The sequence below is a fragment of the Christensenella intestinihominis genome (assembly GCF_001678845.1).
Classification (GTDB): domain Bacteria; phylum Bacillota; class Clostridia; order Christensenellales; family Christensenellaceae; genus Christensenella; species Christensenella intestinihominis.
Genome location: NZ_MAIQ01000007.1, coordinates 55,749 through 75,466, shown reverse-complemented (window position 1 = coordinate 75,466; position 19,718 = coordinate 55,749). Strand labels below are relative to the sequence as shown.

Annotated in this window: 12 protein-coding genes; 5 read left to right on the top strand and 7 right to left on the bottom strand. The window is 53.5% G+C overall.

The window, feature by feature from the left end; genetic code table 11:
- Positions 1–155: 155 nt before the first annotated feature.
- The 3 genes from BBD38_RS10225 to BBD38_RS10215 form a co-directional block, all read right to left on the bottom strand.
- Positions 156–2,627, bottom strand: a complete 2,472-nt coding sequence (locus BBD38_RS10225) for an alpha-ketoacid dehydrogenase subunit alpha/beta (protein WP_066687820.1) — start codon at positions 2,625–2,627, stop codon at positions 156–158.
- Between the two features lie 59 nt (positions 2,628–2,686).
- Positions 2,687–4,051: a dihydrolipoyl dehydrogenase gene (gene lpdA / locus BBD38_RS10220; RefSeq protein WP_066687818.1), complete on the bottom strand. Its 1,365-nt coding sequence runs from the start codon at positions 4,049–4,051 to the stop codon at positions 2,687–2,689.
- 97 nt (positions 4,052–4,148) lie between these two features.
- Positions 4,149–5,405 (bottom strand): dihydrolipoamide acetyltransferase family protein, encoded by a 1,257-nt coding sequence (locus BBD38_RS10215; RefSeq protein ID WP_066687816.1) that lies wholly within the window; start codon positions 5,403–5,405, stop codon positions 4,149–4,151.
- 220 nt (positions 5,406–5,625) lie between these two features.
- On the opposite strand from BBD38_RS10215, the gene rlmD reads away from it, so the two are divergent.
- The gene (gene rlmD / locus BBD38_RS10210; RefSeq protein ID WP_066687814.1) at positions 5,626–6,975 is read left to right on the top strand and encodes a 23S rRNA (uracil(1939)-C(5))-methyltransferase RlmD; all 1,350 of its coding nucleotides are present in this window, start codon (positions 5,626–5,628) and stop codon (positions 6,973–6,975) included.
- Positions 6,976–7,247: 272 nt separating this feature from the next.
- Entirely contained in the window at positions 7,248–8,231 is a 984-nt protein-coding gene (locus BBD38_RS10205; RefSeq protein WP_066687800.1) for a diguanylate cyclase, read from the top strand.
- 42 nt (positions 8,232–8,273) lie between these two features.
- Here BBD38_RS10205 and BBD38_RS10200 read toward each other — a convergent pair whose 3' ends face one another.
- Both BBD38_RS10200 and BBD38_RS10195 read right to left on the bottom strand, forming a co-directional pair.
- On the bottom strand, positions 8,274–13,340 hold the full coding sequence (locus BBD38_RS10200) for a hypothetical protein (protein WP_172807817.1): 5,067 nt from the start codon (positions 13,338–13,340) through the stop codon (positions 8,274–8,276).
- Between the two features lie 374 nt (positions 13,341–13,714).
- The gene (locus BBD38_RS10195) at positions 13,715–14,857 is read right to left on the bottom strand and encodes an MFS transporter (RefSeq protein ID WP_066687792.1); all 1,143 of its coding nucleotides are present in this window, start codon (positions 14,855–14,857) and stop codon (positions 13,715–13,717) included.
- A 170-nt stretch (positions 14,858–15,027) separates the two neighbouring features.
- On the opposite strand from BBD38_RS10195, the gene BBD38_RS10190 reads away from it, so the two are divergent.
- From BBD38_RS10190 to mutY, 3 genes are read left to right on the top strand one after another with little or no spacing between them, the layout of a single operon-like run.
- The gene (locus tag BBD38_RS10190) at positions 15,028–16,677 is read left to right on the top strand and encodes an AMP-dependent synthetase/ligase (protein WP_066687791.1); all 1,650 of its coding nucleotides are present in this window, start codon (positions 15,028–15,030) and stop codon (positions 16,675–16,677) included.
- 8 nt (positions 16,678–16,685) lie between these two features.
- Entirely contained in the window at positions 16,686–16,919 is a 234-nt protein-coding gene (locus tag BBD38_RS10185) for an acyl carrier protein (protein WP_066687789.1), read from the top strand.
- The gene (gene mutY / locus BBD38_RS10180) at positions 16,903–17,985 is read left to right on the top strand and encodes an A/G-specific adenine glycosylase (protein ID WP_066687787.1); all 1,083 of its coding nucleotides are present in this window, start codon (positions 16,903–16,905) and stop codon (positions 17,983–17,985) included. The genes BBD38_RS10185 and mutY overlap by 17 nt, the downstream gene beginning before the upstream one ends.
- Before the next feature lie 28 nt (positions 17,986–18,013).
- Here mutY and BBD38_RS10175 read toward each other — a convergent pair whose 3' ends face one another.
- Together BBD38_RS10175 and BBD38_RS10170 are read right to left on the bottom strand one after the other, a co-directional pair.
- Positions 18,014–18,877 carry a sugar phosphate isomerase/epimerase family protein gene (locus tag BBD38_RS10175; RefSeq protein WP_066687785.1) on the bottom strand — a complete coding sequence of 288 codons (864 nt, stop codon included), beginning with the start codon at positions 18,875–18,877 and terminating at the stop codon, positions 18,014–18,016.
- Entirely contained in the window at positions 18,867–19,526 is a 660-nt protein-coding gene (locus BBD38_RS10170) for a redox-sensing transcriptional repressor Rex (RefSeq protein ID WP_066687783.1), read from the bottom strand. Before BBD38_RS10170 ends, BBD38_RS10175 begins: the two co-directional genes overlap by 11 nt.
- Between the last annotated feature and the right edge of the window lie 192 nt (positions 19,527–19,718).

Sequence of the window (19,718 nt, the reverse complement as noted above, 5' to 3'; positions counted from 1 at the left end):
TTTCTCTATGGAATTACTTCGGGTTGTTCACATTCTATTCCCTTTCCGGCCCGCGGTCAAGTACCGCCCTCCCATGATACAAAAAGCCCCCTGCCGCAAACGAATTGCAGCAGGGGGCTTTCTTACATTTCCCTTTTAACATTCACAGGGCCTTTTTATACGCCCTTCTTGTCGTTCTCAATCTGCTGGAGGATCGTCTGGTTTGTCGTGCATGTGTGGCCCGGCAGGGGCATAATGCGCTCATGTACGGCATCGATAATCCATTCCGGCTGCGGGAAGAAGTATTCTTCCAGCTCGTGGGCCGGGGTAATCCAGTTCTTCGCGCCCACAACCACCGGCGGCGCGTCGAGGTAATCGAACGCCATCTCGCTGATGGACTGCGCAAAATCTTTCAGGTGCGAACCACGCTCGCAGGCGTCGCCCGTGATGATGATCCTGCCCGTTTTCTTCACGGACTCGATCACCGGCTCGTAGTTGAACGGCACGAGGGAACGCGCGTCAATAATTTCCGTAGAGATGCCGTATTTTTCCTGGAGGATATCGGCCGCCTTGGTCACCCTGTAAAGCGTCGCGCCGACGGTAAGGATTGTAAGGTCCTTTCCTTCACGTTTGATATCGGGCTCGCCGATCTTCACTTCGTAATAACCCGCCGGAACTTCCTTCTGGAACATTTCGCCGAGGTCGTACGTCCTCTGGCTTTCAAGGAAGATGACCGGGTCGGTCCCGTTGAGGGCCGCGTTAAGAAGCCCCTTGGTGTCGTAAGGCGTCGCCGGGAACACGACCTTGAGGCCCGGGATGTGCGTGCACAGCGCCGACCAGTCCTGCGAATGCTGCGCGCCGTATTTGGAACCAACGGAACAGCGGAGCACGAAGGGCATTTTGAGGACGTCGCCGCTCATTGCCTGCCATTTGGACATCTGGTTGAACACTTCGTCGCCCGCGCGGCCGATGAAGTCGAGGTACATGAGCTCGGACATTACGCGCCCGCCAGCCATTGCATAACCAACGGACGTACCCACGATCGCCGCTTCGGAGATCGGGGAATTGAAGAACCTGTGATACGGAATGGACTCCGTAAGGTTTGTATAAGCGCCGAATGCGCCGCCCCAGTCGCGGTTGTCCTCGCCATAGGCGATAAACGTCGGGTCCTGGTAAAATTTATCGATAGCCGCTTCAAAAATCGCGTCACGGTTCTGGAACGTCCTGTTCTTGGAAACCGGCTTGCCGTCCGCTTCATATGCGCTGCGGACCTTCTTGGCCAGCTTCTGTACGCGCGGATTTTCTTCCTTCGGCATCAGCACGTCGGGCTTCCTCGTCGTGTCCATGCTCGGGATTTCGAGGTTTGTAAACATCATGTCCGCAATCGCGTTCGGGTTTTTGTCAAGATCGATGCGCGGGGAAATTGTCTCGTCCTTGCCGAGTTTCACCGCCCATGTCATATCCTTGCGGATGCCGAGCTCGATTTCCTTCAGCTCTTCTTCCTTCGCTACGCCCGCTTCAACCAGCTGCTGGCCGAATACCTTGATGGAATCGATCGCTTCCCATGCGGCAATTTCTTCCTTTGTGCGGTACGAAGAAGAGTCGGACGGGCTGTGCCCGGAAACCCTGTACGTCACAACGTCGAGGAGCACCGGCCCCTGGCGGTCTTCAATTACCTTCCGTTTGCGGCGGTATGCGTCGATTACGGCAAGGGGATTCATACCATCGATGCGTTCCGCGTGCATTTCCGCAGGATTGAGGCCCGCGCCAAGGCGCGCAACCTCTTCATAGCCCATGGTCTCGCCGCAGGTCTGGCCGCCCATGCCATAGCTGTTGTTCCAGATATTGTAGATAATCGGCAGGCCGCCCTTGTGGTCTTCATCCCACAGCGTGTTGTACTGGTCCATCGTTGCAAAGTTCATGGACTCGTAAACAGGACCGCAGCCAATGGAACCGTCGCCGATGTTGCAGATAACCATGCCCGGCTTCTGGTTGACGCGTTTGAAGAGCGCCGCGCCCGTTGAAATGGGCGCGCTGCCGCCTACGATTGCGTTATTCGGGAAAATACCGAACGGAATAAAGAAGGCGTGCATCGATCCGCCGAGGCCGCGGTTAAAGCCCGTCTGGCGGCCCCACGTCTCCGCGATCATGCCATACAGCAGGAATTCGCGCGCCATATCCTTAATTTCCTTATACTGCGTATGCTCCTTGACGACCGCGAACGTCTCGCCGTCAAAGAAGTTTTCCATGATTTCCGTCAGCTGCTCGTCCGAGAGCTTCTCGATGCAGGACATCCCCTTGGCAAGGATTTCACCGTGGCTCCTGTGGGAACCAAAGGAAAAGTCGTCCATACCAAGCTCAAACGCCTGGCCGACATAAGCCGCTTCCTGGCCGATGCCAAGATGGGCCGGACCCGGATGGTTGTATTCAATGCCTTCATATTGTCCGGTCGTTTTGATGGAGTTGAGCATCGTCTCGAATTCGCGGACAACCCACATATCCCGGTAAATGTGCAAGAATTCCTCTTTCGTAAAGTTTTTCACTTCATCCTTTACCGTTTTTTGGTAGGTGTTCATCGGGATATCTTTGAATGTGATCTTGCCCGGTGCCCTCATTTTCTTCGGATCAATCGTCAAACACTTTGTCATTGTTTTTCTCCTTTGTATATAGACAATAATTATTTAACAGTTTTGTTCATAAGGCAGTATCAGAGCTGCCAGATGGCTTCACGAATAATCTCGCTGACAGTCGGATGCGGGAACACGATCTTCTTGATCGCTTCAATGTTCATTTCCTTATCCACAAGCGCATCCGCGCCCCAGATGATTTCCGACGAATAGTTCGTAATCATATGCACGCCCACAAGCTTGTTCCATTTGTTGTCCACAATGATCTTGATAAAGCCGTTTCCGCCTTCGTTTTCCGCGACATAGCGCCCCGCAAACTGCATCGGGACCTTCTTGACGGTCACGTCAAGTCCCTTTTCCTTCGCGCTCTGCTCTGTTTCGCCGACCCCCGCGACCTCCGGGTTGGTGTAAATCACGCCCGGAATCGCGTTATATTTCATCTTATCCTTTTTCCCCAGCATATTGTTCACGGCAACCTCCGCTTCGCGGTATGCCGTATGCGCGAGCATGGATTTCCCGTTTACGTCGCCCGCCGCATAAACCTCCGGAATGTTCGTTTTCATGTGCTCGTCCGTCACTACCGCGCCGCGCTCCGTGAGTACGCCGATGCTTTCGAGGCCGATGCCCTGCGTGTTTGCTTTGCGGCCGATGCACACGAGCGTCTTATCGCATTCCGCTTTCTGCTGCTTGCCCGCTTCCTCGTAAACGACGGCGCCGTTTTCGATTTTTGTGACCTTGCAGCCCATCTTGAAGGTAATCCCTTTCCCCTCATAATTCTTTTTAAGCAGCTTGGCGATATCAGCGTCGATCGGCCCGCCGATCTGCTCGAGCATTTCGATCACCGTTACTTCGCTGCCCGCAGAATTAAAATAGCTTGCCATTTCAAGGCCGATCACGCCGCCGCCGATCACGACCAGCTTTTTCGGCACAGCTTCGATATCGAGGATTTCGCGGTTGGTGAGCGCAAAGCCCTTTTCGTATTGCTCGCGCAGCCCGTCAATGGGCGGCATCGCTGCTTCGCTGCCCGTCGCAATCAGCAGGCGCTTACCGGCATATACCTTGCCGTCCGCTTCCACTTCATAGCCGTCCGGGCCCTTGCCCTTGATCGTGCCCGCAGCCTTCACCCACTCGACCTTAAGGCCCTTGAGCATAGACGCAATCCCGCCCGTGAGCGATTTTACAACTTTATTCTTCCGCGCCACAACCGCCTTGTGGTCGATTTCAATCCCTTTGCATACAACACCGTATTTGTCGCCGTGCTCCGCGCCGTCCTTAAGCTTTGCCGAATACAGGAACGTCTTTGACGGAATGCAGCCTTCGTTCAGGCATACGCCGCCCACATTCCTCTTCTCAATCAGGACGACCTTCATGCCCTCGTGCGCCGCGCGCTCGCAGGCCAGATAACCCGCCGGGCCGCCGCCCAAAACTACCAAATCATAACTCATAAGTTACCTCCCAAATTTATAAAACCGCTGAGGCCAGGCCGGATAGAAACTTCGTAAGCGCATCAGCGCGGCTGCGGAGTTTCAAAGGGCCTGACACTTATTTTGCAAGCAATGCCATGAAATTTTCCAGCGTCTTGCACAGCTCCTGCGCGAAACGCGACGCCGGTGCGCCGTCGAGCGCCCTGTGGTCGTACGTCAGGGATATTCCCATCGCCTGGTACGGAACCGCTTCCCCGTCCACCATCTTCAGCTTCGTCTGGATGTTGTTTACACCGAGGATGCCCGTCTGCGGCGGGTTTATCACCGGCGTGAAGTGCTCTACCCCGAACGTTCCCAGATTCGAGACCGTAAAGGACGCGCCCGACAGCAGGTCCGGAGAGATCGTCCCCTCCTGCGCCTGTTTCGCAAGGTCCTTCGCCGCAATCGCGATTTCGTTGAGCGACATTTTGTTCGCCCCGAAAATCGTCGGGACGAGGAGCCCCCGCGGCGTATCTACCGCCATACCGAGGTTCACGTCCGTGAAATAACGCATCTTATCCCCGAGGAAATGCGCGTTGAGGTCCTTATAGTTCAGGATTACGCGCGAAACCGCGAAGAGGATAATATCGTTGAAGGTAATATTCGCAAGGCCGAGCTTCTCCGCGTTTTCCTTGACGATTTTGCGGTACGCCATAACCTGTGTCGCGTCGAAGGAGAAGGAGTGCGTCAGCTGCGCCATTTCGGAGAGGGACGCATGCATGGACTTCGCAATCACCTTGCGGATGTTCGGCAGCGCCACGTCCTCATATGCCGCTGCGGGCGCCGCCGGAGCCGCTGCCGTCGCCGCCGCCTCAGGAGCTGCCGCCTCTGCGCCAAGCTTGGAAAGCTCTAAAATGTCCCGCTCGATAATACGCCCGTTCGGGCCCGTGGGAACGGCCTTTTTAATGTCGAGGTTCTGGTTTTCCGCAATCCCTTTTGCGCGCGGGGAAATTTTGATTCGTTCACCTTCCACTGCGCTGCCCGCTGCCGCGATTGCCGCCGGGGCGGCAGCCTGTGCTGCCGGGGCTTCCTGCGCCGCCGGAGCCGGCTCGCCACCGTCCACCGTCGCCGCTGCCGAGAACTGTGAAACGTCTTCGCCCGGCTGCCCGATCACGCATACATTTTCGAGGCACGGAACATCGTCGCCCTCTTCCGCCAAAATCGCGAGCAGCGCGCCCGCAACCTTCGCTTCCTCTTCAAAAGACGCCTTGTCCGTTTCATACGAGAAAAGAACGTCGCCTTCCGCCACGCTGTCGCCCACCTGCTTGTTCCACTTGGTGATGATACAGCTTTCTACAGACTGTCCCTGTCTTGGCATAATTACCGCTGTTGCCATCGAATTTACCTCCGTTATGGTCAATTTGTTAAAATACGCCGAAAATGTCAATTTCACATGTTAAAAATGATCGATTTATCAAATTCGGACACATTCTTGTTAAAATTTAACATTTTTATGTTCCTATTGTAACAAACGCGCATTCTCTTTGTCAATGGATTTCGCCACCTTTTATCAGCTTTTCCTACCACTTTTTTCCTCCTTCTGCTATAATGGCGTTATGAAAAAAAATGATTCGATTGAACTCACAATTGACGACCTTGGAACAGACGGGCAGGGAATCGGCCACGCGGAAGGGCTGGCCGTTTTTGTGGACGGCGCGCTTCCCGGTGAAACGGTGCGTGCGAAAGTAATCGCGCTGAAAAAAAGCTATGCCGTAGGCAAGCTTGACGAGGTGCTCGTTCCGTCCCCCATGCGCACGTGCCCGCCGTGCCGCGTATTTGGAAAATGCGGCGGCTGCACCTTGCAGCACCTCTCCTACGCGGCGCAGCTCCAATTTAAGCAAAACCATGTACAGGGCTGTATGCAGCGTATCGGCAAGCTGGATATCCCCGTCAATTTTCCGCTTCCCGCGCGGCACGAATACCGTTACCGCAACAAAGCCGCTTTTCCTGTCCGGCAGGACGGCGAACAGGTGGATATCGGGTTTTACGCGGCGCATTCGCACCGCATTGTCGACGTGGACGACTGTAAGATCGAACCTTCCGACTTCCAGATCGTTATGTCCCAGCTGCGCGTATGGATTGTCAAAAATAAAATCCCGGTTTACGATGAAAAATCCCATACCGGCCTTTTGCGCCACATTGTCCTGCGGGAAAACAAGGCGGGAGAGATTATGCTCGTCCTGTGCATTAACGGAGAGGATATTCCAAACCGCTCCCATTTGATTATGCTCTTTGAATTCGTGCTTCCCCAGGTAAAATCCATCATGCTGAACTGCAACACCAAACGGACAAACACCATCCTCGGGGACCGTTCCATTTGCATTTACGGGAAGGATCATTTGTTTGAAACGCTTGGCGGCCTCGAATTCAAGGTCGGTCCCAACACTTTCCTGCAAGTAAATCCGGCCCAGACGGAAGCGCTCTATAATACCTTATTCCGCATGCTCGCCCTTACCCCTTCAGATACCGTGCTCGACCTTTATTGCGGAGTGGGAACGATCTCGCTTGCCGCCGCGCGGCGTGCGAGAAGGGTAATTGGCATTGAAATTGTAGGGGAAGCGGTGGAAGCCGCAAAATTCAATGCGAAGCTCAACGACATCGAAACCGCAGAATTTTTTGCGGGCGATACCGCCGAGCTCCTTCCTTCCGTCCTGGAACGGGAGAATGTATCCGCCGTGATCGTCGACCCGCCGCGCAAGGGGCTTGACGAAGCTGTGGTACGTATGCTGGCTTCCTCCGGCGTTTCCAGGATTGGCTATGTATCCTGCAATCCTTCTACGCTGGCGCGCGACCTTGCGCTGTTCAAAGAGCTCGGCTACAATGCGGGCATCGTCCAGCCGGTGGATATGTTCCCGCAGACGACGCACGTTGAGTGCGTAACGGTGCTGTCAAAGGCGAACGGGTGAAACTCACTGTATCCTATAAAAATCAATTCCTTTCGGGCTGTTTTTAACCGGTTATTTTTTATTCTGTCCCGGGCTTTTTCCTGCTTTCAGTCTCGAAAACGCTTTACTTATTGAATAATTCTGTTAAAATAAGACTATGCGGGTATAGTTTGTTTGCCGGAAATAACCCGCCTTATTGCCCGTGATAATAAACGCTAAAAACCTTCGCGCACATTATCTTAAAAGGGCCCGGATTGTCATTCACAGGGTGGACGCCTGCCAGGGAGATTATAATGGATACCAAACAGTTGCTTTGCGATACAACAAAAAAATTCTGGGAATATTACCTTTTGTCGCCCAGTAAAGAGCATTTTGAAAAAATTTTTACCGCCTGCTCACAACAGCTTGTTATGATTGGCACGGGAAAGCATGAATTTTATGTTTCGTTTGACCAGATTTTAAAAGATATGACGGCAAACCTCAGCGAGGCTGAAACCATAAGGTTTGAAATCCTCGACGAATGGTACGAATACCTCGAACTCGGGGCGGATGTCGGCCTTGTTTACGGCGGCCTGTGGGCGCGTCAGCAGGCGGAGGCCGAGGAAAAAGTGCTTGTGGATATGGACACCCGTTTCAGCGTCCTATACCGCAGGGAGGCGGACGGCTGGAAAATCATCCACCTCCATCATTCCATGCCGTATTTCGACCAGCAAAGCGGCGAATATTACCCGCGTTCTCTTTCCCAGAAGGCACGCGAGGCGCTTGAGTTGGCCGAGGAATTCCAAAAAAAATCCGAACTTGACCTGATGACCGGCGTTTATAACCAGGAATCGTTCCGGAAATATTCCCGGGAAGCCATGCTGTCCGGGCAGGCGGGAGCGCTTTATGTATTTGACCTCGACCACTTTAAAGAGGTCAACGATACCTATGGGCATATTACAGGCGATATCCTGCTGAAGCGCTTTTCCGGGTTATTGAAAAAATATTTTGACGGAGATATTATCGGCCGGATCGGCGGCGATGAATTTGCCGTATATGAAAAGGCGCCGGATTCCCTCCCGGAGGACCATGTCCGCAAAATCCTCAGCATGGAAAAAGAATACCATAATGAGGCGGAAAAGATATTGGGAGAAGGGAACATCTGGAGTTGGTCCGTCGGCATCGGAATATTCCGGGATGACGAACGCTCCTTTGTCGATTTGTTCGACCGTGTAGATAAGGCGCTTTACCGCGCAAAGCATTCCGCCGGGGTTTATTGCTGGAGCGACAAAAAATGACAGCAAAAAACGCCTCTCATGCGAGGGGCGTTTTTTTATTCGCTATTCCTTTGCTTCCTTTTTTCGGCGGAGCCACAAGGTAATTCCCGGTAATATGGCCAGCAGTCCAAACAGCCATGTCCATCTATCGAATATGGTCATCTGGGACGTCATATCCTGCGTCACAAGGAACAGGACCGGAGCCACCGCGCCCGCAAGGATGCCCGTAATCAGGAGCGCCTTGTGTTTTTGGGGCTGCCGCCTCTTTTTCTTTACGCAAAGCCGGACAATGTTCAGCACAGCCAGCGCTGCTCCCGCAAGCATCAGCAGCAGGTCCGCAAGAGACCAGTTTTCCATCTCCCGCTGCCCGGAGGCTTCCGCTCCCGCCATCGGGATTTTACTGTCTTCCGAAACGATAAAGGCTTCTTCCTGCGCTTGTCCCTCCGGGGTCGGCGCGTTCACCTCCTGCCGTTTCGAAACGCCTGCCGCTTCTTCCCCGTTTTTTCTGTTATCCGTTTCACCAGAGGCTTCCGCCTGCGCGGCCGCATCCGCGGACGGCGCGGCCGTTGGGTTCCCTGTCGGCGGTGCTCCAGTCGGCGAAGCTGCCGGATTCCCTGCCGGTGGCGCTTCGGTCGGTCCAGCCGACGGGCTTTCCGTCGCCGGCGTTTCGGTCGGCCCGGCCGACGGAGTTTCCGTCGGTTCCGGAGGCGCCCCACTGGTTGCATTCAACACAATATCCTCATTGGCCAGCGCAAGGGGGCCGGACACAAACGCATCGCCGCTTCCCTTCTGTAAATCTCCCATCCGGTCAATATCGGCGGCCATTCCCTCCTTGGGCGTAACGATTACCTCATAGTCGCCTGCTTCCGGCCTGAACCACCCGCCGTTTGCCTGCGGCTGGAACAGGTAGTCGCCCGCTCCGGTCACCCGCTGCGTCATGGCTTGCTCCCCGTTCACATACAGGGCAACCGATTCCGTACGCTGTGCGGCGCCCCGGTCAAATCCAACCGTAATGGAAATCGGTTCCATCTCTAAATTATGTATCGGGTCAAGGTTTCCCGCTCCTCCTGTCCCGGATACCTTCACCTGTTCATCCTGTACGTCCTTGATGCCTGTCGGGATGGTTTCGCGTTCCAGCTCAAGCGTATAGTCTTTTTCTTCCGGCTTTTCCCTGGAAGCCTCGAGGCCAAAGCGGAACGTACCGTCCGCCGCCGTTCGCCCGGGTGCTCCATCCGTCCCGTGGGTATTGATCCGGATTCCTCCGACGCCTTCTCCATTGGCGGTAAACGTACCGCTCACCACGCCTTTGTACTTCACAAGCACGGCCACGTCCGCGGTTGCGCTGTGTCCGTATGGATTCGTATAGGTAAACGCCACGGTATACCTTCCCGGCGCGTTCGGATCAAAGCCGTTCATCGCCGCAATTGCCTGGCCGCGTTTTTCGCTGCCGGTTCCATCCGTAATACTGATACGGCTGCGAAGATACGTCTCCCAGTCCGCAAAGCCATCCGGAGCCGTGTCGCCGCGGAACAGTTCAACCTCCGCGCCTGCCGCGCTCAGGTCGTTATCGGGCCGTACAATGCTTATTTTGCGTACGGCGGTCGTTGCCTGCCCATCCGCATCCGGCTCTGATACGTATGTAATCACATATGTGCCCGCCTTTGAAGTATTTACATAATCAGAGGCCTGTTTCCCGGCAAAATTAATTTTGCTTTTCGTTCCTTTTGCATAATCGGTTCCAAGTCCGGGGACTTTCCCGTCCGGGCTGTAATCCTCCTCTTCAAAATCCGTTCCATTGAATTCCGCAATCACGGCGCTCTGTCCGCCCTCGGGTGTAAATTCGATTTTAACCGATTCTATCGCCACGTCGGTAACATCGTCGTAAGCAATCGCTTCATCCCAGCGCGGTATCTGGCTGGCGGGGCCGAGCATATCGGCTTCCGTTTCCGGCAGAATCTCTTTTTCGCCCGCTCCCTCCGGTTCCCGCACAATGGGCGGGTCGCTCCTGCGCAGCCTCACCGCCGCAGTGTTGGCATTTTCTCCTTTCATTTCATCGCTGAAATCAAACAGCGTCTGGCCGATTGCCATTGCGCCGTAATCAGGCTTTGTTCCCTGTTTTACCGCCGGCACCCCAAAATCCGCAGTCATTTTAAACTGTTCCCGGTTGCCAAGCGTTTCAAACACGAATCGAAATCCGCTTACTTTACCAATATCTTCTTCGGGAATCCTGCCTCCGGCCGCTTCCTCCCATGTTCCCAGCGCCGCAAGTTCGTCCAGCGTCCAGCCCTGCTTTCCGCTTTCCATCAACTCCTGCGTCGTATAGTAAACCTTGTACGACGTTCCTGCTTCCGCTGCAAAAACCGGCTGCCCGGTAAGCGCTGTCCTCCATTTTCCGTCCTCCTGCGTGTTGGCGGCAGGCAGGAGGAAATACGCTTCCACATTGCTCAGTTCGGTGTTGATTCCATTATATATCTGTACCAGGAACTGCTCGTTCCTGCTCCCGGCCCTTACCTGCGGCATTGAGCCCGGAATATTGCTGCTGTAGGACTGGTACTTTCCTTTTTCCGCATCCGTCCGGACAGCGGCGAACACCTGTGCGTTTTTCGAAGAGGTCAGCGTAATGGACGTCTTGCGTTCATTGTTGGAACGCACCGCATATCCCCCGGAAAGCGCCGCGCCCGCCGGAATAATCCCGGCGGTGCTGATGCTCGTCCCGCCTGCGCCGCTCATAAAGGTCCTTACGCCGCTTCCGCCCCACGTTCCAACCAGCGCATCGTTCGCGTTCATTTCCACATGGCTTATGTCCGCCTCCGGCGGTACCGTCACAGTAATGCTGACGCGCAGGCGGCTTGCGTAATATCCCTCAATCCACACGCTGTCGTCCTCATTTTTTCCATGCAGCTTGATTTCCATTACTTCGCGTCCCCCACCGTTCTTGCCAAGGCTTTTTGCCGTGAAGTTCAGGTTTTCCGGATCGTCGCCCAGCAGTTTGAAGCCGCGCCCTCCCGTTGTGTTTTTAAAAATCTGTACGCCCGTAAGGTCCGCTTCCATTCCCTCCGGCAATACAAAATATACAACCGGATTCGGCAAAAGCGTCGTATTCACCGGGTCGTCCGCGTCCACGCGCAAGGTGGAACTGTACGGGTAATGCGATGGAAAAAACTGCATCGTCAGGTAAAACGGCTCCCCTTTTTCAATTGTACTCACGGGGTTTGCCGTGCTGTTTGGCTCGGAAAACGCAATCGTCGTCGATTCCGTATATACATCGACCCAATATTGGTCCGTCACGGTGGCGCTGGCCGTCCGCGTCCCTTTGAGGGTAACGGTTCCGCCCTCCCCGGTAACAGCCGATTTCAGCTCGAATTTCGCCGTCCCTCCCGGGGAAACCGCCGTATTCGTCACACCTGCAAATTGCAGGATATTTTTCGGATATTCCACCGGCCTGCCGCTGCTGCTCTGGATCGACTGCAATCCGTTGATCCTCACTTTAAGCTCCCGGCCAAAATCGTGGCCCGGAATATCGAGCGTGGCATAGTTCCCGTCCACCGGCGCTGCCAGCGTCGCGCCGTTGACCTCGACGCTCTCATACTTGCTGTTCCCGCCCAAAGGCGGAAGCCTCAGCTTTGTCACCTTCGTGTTTTCCGGTATATCGAGCGTCAGCTCCACATCCTGCGGTTCGCCCGGTTTGGTAATTTCCAGTTTAAACAGCTCCTGCAAATAAAGGTGTTCCGTTTTCGCGCCTGATCCCGCATACTGCGCCGAATTATACTGTAAATACGGCGCCGAAGCCGTACCCACCGCCGCCCGCATGACGACCGTGGCTTCTCCGCCTGCGGCCGGTTTTATCACCATGCCGGCAGGCTGCTTAACGTTCACCAGCGGCACATTCCGGTCGTTGAAATCAGCAAAATCAGCTATGGCCCCCTTCCTTTCCTCAAAGGAGTACCTGTGCCCGTTGATTTCCATGCTGCGTGAAACGCCCATGTCCTGGAAGTCGATTTTTGTACCGCTCCCCGTGAACTCCTCCGTTGTCACAATATAAAACGGATAGTATAGCGGGTTATAATCCGCGTTCCTGTCTTTCCCGCTTTGTTCATAGAAGATTTCAGGGTTTTCCGGTGTAATCCTGTCGGTCCCGGCCGCGTCACGGTAAAACGTAACAGGCGGCTGCGTCATGCCATGACCCGCGTATACCGCCGGGTCCTGCCACTCTTTATAGGTGTGTGTATATTCCCCGGCGGTGATGCTGACATCCGAAAAATCGAGCGTTGTCCGTACATTGTCAAAATCAACATAACTCGTCGCGAAATAATTGCCCCACACGCCTCCGTTGGTTGTAATTCCAGCCGTTTTGAGGGAAGAGATAGAGAATCCCGCTTCGTACGGCGCGCCTGACGCGCCCTCTGTGATGCTGAGCGGGTCCTTCAGCCCAACCCGGTCTACAATTCCCGCCGTGAGGAAAAAAGTTTCCATGTACGCGGTTTTCCGGTCTATCTCTTCGTTATCCCGGAACAGCTGCACCAACACCTGCATTTTTTCATTGGGGTAAACCTTTTTCGGGTCCGCCTGGAACCCGATGCTTGAAGCTGCCGCAATACTGCCCGGCTCTATTTCATACACAAGGGTCTGTTTCACGCCTTCCGGGGGACCGGGAATGAATTTCCCGCTGCTTACCACCTTAAAGCCCGTTTCCTCCCCGGCCGCTTCATCGTTAAAATAGGTTACGACAAATTTATATTCCGCTGCGTCTCCCGTACCGATGCTGCCTGGGGCAACGGAAATATCGAGCGAATCATTGAGGCCTACCTCCACCAAAGAAGAAAGGGTTCCCGTTCTTGCCCATGCCGCTTCCAATATATCGGCGGATTGTGCGTCCGTAGCGCCGTATGATGCGGGCGCGTCGTGCGGCGCATCTTGTTCGCTCTCCCGCAATTCCGCCGGAGTTTCCTGCGGCTCCGCTGTTGTTTCCTGCGGCTCCACCGGGGTTTCCTGCGGTTCCGCTGTCTCTTCAGGCTGTGTTTCTTCCGGTTTTGTTTCCTGCGGTTCTTCCACAGGCGTATCTATTTGCGGCGCCGTAGCGGATACGGACATTTCATCTTCCACCGCCTGTCCAAATACAGTTACAGGCATGGAAAACACGAATACCGCGCACAGTACAAGACATATTATTGTAAAAAATGATCTATGTTTTCTTTTTCCTGCCATCCGGTTCCATTTCTCCTTTGTTTCTATTTTCTGCATACGCTTTCTTGTCACGCAATCATTTATTTAAGAGATTTCCGGTGTCTTTAATACCGGACTTCTCCCAGATTATATTTATTATTGTATCGGTTCCGATGTCTTACCGGCAGGGTAATATATATGCTTTCACACGGCGCGTGTGATGATTGTGTGATAATTATTTTTTGCATCCACGCCACAAAAAAAGCGCCCATAAGGGCGCTTTCAGCAAATACTGAAATGAGCGGCGTGCAGTGTTTCATTTCCCCGGGGTATTGCGGCTTTTAGTCCATAAGGCGTTTTCTGCCCGCAAAAAGCGTCAGCAGCAGTCCGGCCGCGGAAATCCCGGCAATAACAAGGAACCCCGCCGTATAGGAAAAGGCGTCCGCGAATATTCCGAGCATCACCGGGCCGAGCGCGGAGCCCACGCTGTACAGCGCCTGGTAAAGCCCCATTCCCGCCGCCTTTTGATCGGGGGTTAAGTGCCGTACCGCATTCGCCATAAAAATTGCGGTAAGCGAAGCATAGCCAAGCCCCCCGATGAATTGTACAACCATCAATACGGGAATACTGTGCACAAACGGAACCGCCGCGGCATACCCGCCAAGGATCAGGAAGCCGATTACCGTCATACGCGTATTACCGAGCCTTGTTCCCGCTTTTGTCGTAATAAAGAGGGAACCGAGCACCGACGCAGCAATGAACAGGGCGTTAATCACGCCCGTTTCTATTCCGCCCGCCCCGATATCCTGCGCGATTTTCGGCGTGAAGGAAAATGCGGTCGCAAACACGATTGCCTTTACCAAAATGCATAAAATCGAAGAGACCAGCAGCTCCCTGTTTTTGATGATTACAAGAAGGTCGCCCTTTTTAATCGTTACTTTTTTCGCCGGCGCTTCCTTTACAAAAAGTGAAACTATGAAACCGGCGACGCCAACAAGGAAACTCGCCAGGAACAAAATCCGTATTCCCGATTTCTGGTACAGGAATCCTCCGATCAGAAACGCGGCAAATATCCCGGCCTCGACTACGGCGCCAATCGTCCCCATGGCGCGGCTCGTTTCCGTTTTTCCGTAATACTTTGCATACAGTACGGTAAACGCCACATACATAGTGCTCGCAAATCCTGAAACCACATTTCCGACAAACAGCATAACAGGGCTGGGGAAGAAATACATAATAACGGCGGCAAGCGCGGCGAAAAGAAGGCCGAGGACAATAAACGGCTTTTGCTTTCCAAGCGCGTCCGATTTAATTCCAACCGGGAACCGAAGCACCAGCTGCGTAAAGGAATGCATACCAAAAATGATTCCCGTAACCGTTGCCGATACGCCCAGCGAAATCAGGTACGGCGTAAGGAACGGGATATATAAATAAAGAGAAAACCAGAAAATACAGGTTACGATCAGCAGGAGTATTTTTTTCAAGGAACCTACCTCCCCGGAATATAAAATACCCTGTTTTCCAATTGCGCTAACGCGGGACGCTCATTTTTAATGAAATGGTTTCGTGTTTTTAAGCGTCTCATATTCACAAAATTTGCTCTACCTGCTATAATAATTTAGTATGCTAAAAGAGTAAGTGGAGGAAAGACGTTTTGAAGCCCTATCCTTATTATGAAACGCGCCCGGTGTCTGCCTTAAAGGACGTCATTACCTGGCCGGCAGAGCGCACTCCCGAAAAGGATGCGTTTCGTGTACGCATTGACCGCAAGCACTATAGGGGAATTTCCTGGAAACAATTTGAAGACGATGTAAACGCCCTCGGAACGGCGCTTCTTGCCCGTGGGCTTCAAGGCGCCCATATCTGTGTGATCGGTGAAAACTCCTATGAATGGGTGCTCGTTTATATGACCGTATTGTGCGGGGTCGGGGTAATTGTTCCGCTCGACCGCGACCTTCCCGCCGAGCGGCTTGCGGAGCAGATGCAATTTGCGGACGCGGGGGCTGTTTTCTTTTCCAAAACATACGAAAGCACAATGGAAAACCTTGCTCCCTCCCTTCCGGGGATGGAGCTTTTCTCAAATACGAACGGCACGGAAACCTTCGGCATAACGCTGGATACACTCCTAAAGGAGGGACGCGCGCTGCTTGCCAGGGGAGACCGCACATATTTGGACGCACAGCCGGATACTGAAAAAATGGCAGCGATCCTTTTTACTTCGGGAACCTCGGGCGCAAGCAAGGCCGTCATGCTGTCACAGAAAAACCTGATTGCGAGCTTTGACTGCGCCTGCAAGCATATCAGTTACACGGGGGATGACGTAATGCTTTCCGTGCTTCCCCTGCACCATGCCTACGAAAGCAATTGCGGCATCCTCGCGATGCTCCATACGAGCACGGTCGTCTGCTTCAATGAAAACCTGAAATATTTTTTCGATAATATGAAGCTGTTCAAGCCCACCGGCATGTCGCTTGTTCCCATGTTCTCCGAAACAATGTATAAGCAGGTCATCGAGGGCGCAAAGCGGATGGGTAAATATAAAAAGCTGATGGTTGGGCGCAGGTTGAGCCATTTTATGCAGAAAATCGGCCTCGGCGTTCCCCGCAGGCTGTTCCGCGACGTATACGAGCCGTTCGGCGGGCGTTTTCGGAAAGCCTTTGTCGGCGGCGCGGCGCTCGATCCGCAGATCACGGCTTTTTTCCGCGATTTGGGGATCGTGATGCTGCAGGGATATGGAATCACGGAATGCTCCCCCCTTGTTGCGGTGAACCGCGAAAAGTATTATAATGATTCCTCGGTAGGCCCTGTCCTCCCCTGCTGCGAAGTTAAAATCCTGGATGGGGAAATCCTGGTAAAGGGCGATAACGTGATGCTCGGCTATTATAAAAACCCCGGGGCGACGCGGGACGCGTTTTCGGACGGCTGGCTGTGCACGGGCGACCTTGGATACCTTGATGAAAAAGGGTTCCTGCATATTACCGGGCGCAAGAAAAACCTCATTATCTTAAGCAACGGGGAAAACATCAGTCCCGAAGAGCTGGAAACCGACCTCGCGCGGATTCCGTTCATCATGGAAGCCGTCGTCTATGAGAGCGGCGGAATTATTACCGCGGAAGTATTCCCGGATGCAGCCGCCGCGCAGGACGAAGGCGTAACGGATACGGAGGCCTTCCTGCGTGAAAAGATCGACGAACTGAATGCGCGTCTGCCCCAGTATAAACAGATACAGGCAGTCAAATTCCGCAATACCGAATTTGAAAAAACAACCACAAAGAAAATCAAACGGTTTGTATTAAATAAGTGAGGAATCATATGTTTGAAAAAATTGTTGCAATCCTACAGGAATATTCCGGTGCAGATAAAAGCCTTATCGTTCCGGAGGCGCGGCTCACAGCCGACCTCGGGCTGAATTCCCTTGATGTAATCAATATTGTCGTGGCCTTTGAAGACGAATTCGGCGTCGAGATATCAAACGACGACCTGCGCACCTTCCAGCGTGTCGCGGATATCGAGAACTACCTCGAACAGCATGCTGCAAAACGCTGAACAAACGGACGTCCTGTCCAGAATTCCCGGGCCGCTGCTCCAGTGGTACGGGAAAAATGCACGCATCCTCCCCTGGAGGGATGCCCCTACTCCATACCGCGTATGGGTTTCCGAAATTATGCTCCAGCAAACGCGCGTTACGGCGGTTATGCCGTATTACGAGCGTTTTTTACGTGCGCTTCCCTCTCCCGCAGCGCTTGCGGCGGTGCCGGACGACAGGCTGATGAAGCTTTGGGAGGGCCTCGGGTACTATACCCGTGCGCGGAACCTGAAAAAAGCCGCCCAAATGATCGTAGAACAATTTCATGGAGACCTCCCGGCCTCCTTTGACGCCCTGCTTTCCCTGCCCGGCATCGGCAGCTATACCGCAGGCGCGGTCGCGTCGATCGCCTTCGGCATTCCCGTACCCGCCGTAGACGGAAATGTGCTGCGCGTTATTTCCCGTGTGCTCGCAAGCCGGGCCGATATAGCGGACGCGAAAACAAAACAGCATGTGGAAACGGCCCTTTCCGCGGTCATGCCGCGCGACTGCGCGGGGGATTTCAACCAGGCGCTGATGGAGCTTGGCGCAACGGTATGCCTCCCCAACGGGCAGCCCTTATGTGAAAAATGCCCCCTTGCGGGGTTGTGCAGGGCGCATAAGGAGAACCTGACCGGCGAACTCCCCGTCAAGACCTCCAAAAAGAAACGGCGCATTGAGGCGCGTACCATATTCGTCATTTTAAACGAAGGACAGGTTGCCCTCAAAAAACGGGCCGGTACAGGCCTGCTTGCAGGCCTGTGGGAATTTCCGTGCGCAGACGGCGCGCTTTCCACAGGCGAAGCAAGGGAATACCTCCGGCAAAACGGTATCACGTTGGAGGAAATCACACCGCTCGCGCCTGCAAAACATATTTTCACACACATCGAATGGCATATGACCGGGTACCTCGTAAAGGCCGCCGCACAAACCGGCGGATTCACATGGTGCACGCTGGCCGGGCTCAAGCAATCGCACGCGCTTCCTTCCGCCTTCCGCGCCTATACAAAAATTGCGGAGCGGGAACTGAAAAGCCCGGGAAATTAATTTCCCGGGCTTCCTTACCACAGTTTCTTTATGCGCGATCCCACGCTTCCTTCACAAAGGCAAGCGAACGCCGCGCCTCTTCGTCAAAATCCGCACCCGGCATAACATCACGCCAAATCGAGCAGGCGTCGCCGATCTCCCCGCCCCTTTGCACAAGCGGTTCAAGCGTTATTTTTCCTTCGTAACCAACCTTTTTGAGCGCGCCGAAAATTTCCGCCCACGGCAGGAAACCGCGCCCCGGCGGACGGCGGTTGTTTTCCCCAAGGTGCATGTAGCCAATATGCTCTCCCGCATCGAGAATGGCCTGCGCAAAGCTGTCCTCTTCTATATTCATGTGAAAGGTATCAAACTGGATTTTAACATTCCCGCTGCCAACGGCTTCCAGGTATGCCAGCGCTTCCGCTCCCGTATTGAGCATAAAATGTTCATAGCGGTTTACCAGCTCGAGGCATATCTCCACGCCCAAGCCCTCCGCATACGGGGCCAGCGCCGCCATGCTTTCAACGGAGCGCGCGGTATGCGCTTCCTTGCTGTCTATGATTTTTGAATTCCATATGCCGTTGACAATTCCGCAGGCGGTTTTCGCGCCAAGCTCCGCCGCAATATCAAAATACCCTTTCAGGTACTCGATTGCCGCCGCCCGCGTCGCCGCATCCGGCGAAGAAATATCATATTGCGCCGGGGGATCGGACGCAAGTACAAATTCAACCTCAAGGTCCCTTCCCGTCTTTTTTAAAACCTCGCGTTCCTGCGGGTCCATCTTCCGTACGGATTCCGCAACAAGCTCCACCGCTCCAAACCCAAGCCCCGCAATTTTCTTTGTGAACGCCACATAATCCACATCAAAATCGCGCGCCCAGAACCCATAGAAAATTCCTGTTTTATTCTTCATCCTTCTGCTCTCCCGCCCCTCCGTGGGCTCCTTTATAGGAAAGCATCATCAGGTTGTCGTCAATATGCACATTTTCGATGAAAACGTCTCTTTCAAATTCAAAGAAAACCGGATTGAAATTCAGGAACATCGTTACTCCATACTCGCTGATTTTACGCGCAATCTCGCTCGTCCCTTCCGTGGGCAGCGCCAAAATTGCCGCAACGATATTTTCCGCCCCGATATATTCCCCGAGCTGGTCCATATCGAAAACCCTGATCCCGTTGATTACCGCGCCTGCCAGCTTCGGATTGATATCAAAGAACGCCTTGATTTCAAATCCGCAATTTTTGAGCTCATCATAATTGCTGAGCGACTGTCCCAGGTTCCCAGCCCCGATGATAATGGTATTTTTCTTTGTTTTCAGGTCCAGCAATTCGGTTATTTGCTCGAGGATCGCCGAAACGTTATAGCCCACGCCATGATACCCGTTGTATAAAAAACGGTTGAAATCCTGCCGCACCTGCGAGGGCGATATCCCCATCAGCGAGGCCAGTTCGTTCGATGAAATATATTCCCTGCCGAACTGTTTCTGTTCATTTAAATACCGATAATATCTGGGAAGTTTCCTGATTAAATGCTTCGGATAATCCCTGTATTGTCCCGACATACAAAACAGCTCCCTTTCTTTTGACTCACTTAAGTATCTCTTAAATCAGTTTGCCTGTCAATATAATGTCCTTGTCACCGGTTCCCAAAAAAATGAAAATATTATTTAAAAGCGTATTTCTTCATGGCCGTGTTGTTTCAAATTCTATTTTATATGAAAATATGCAATTTTACGTTATTTTTCTGATGCTTT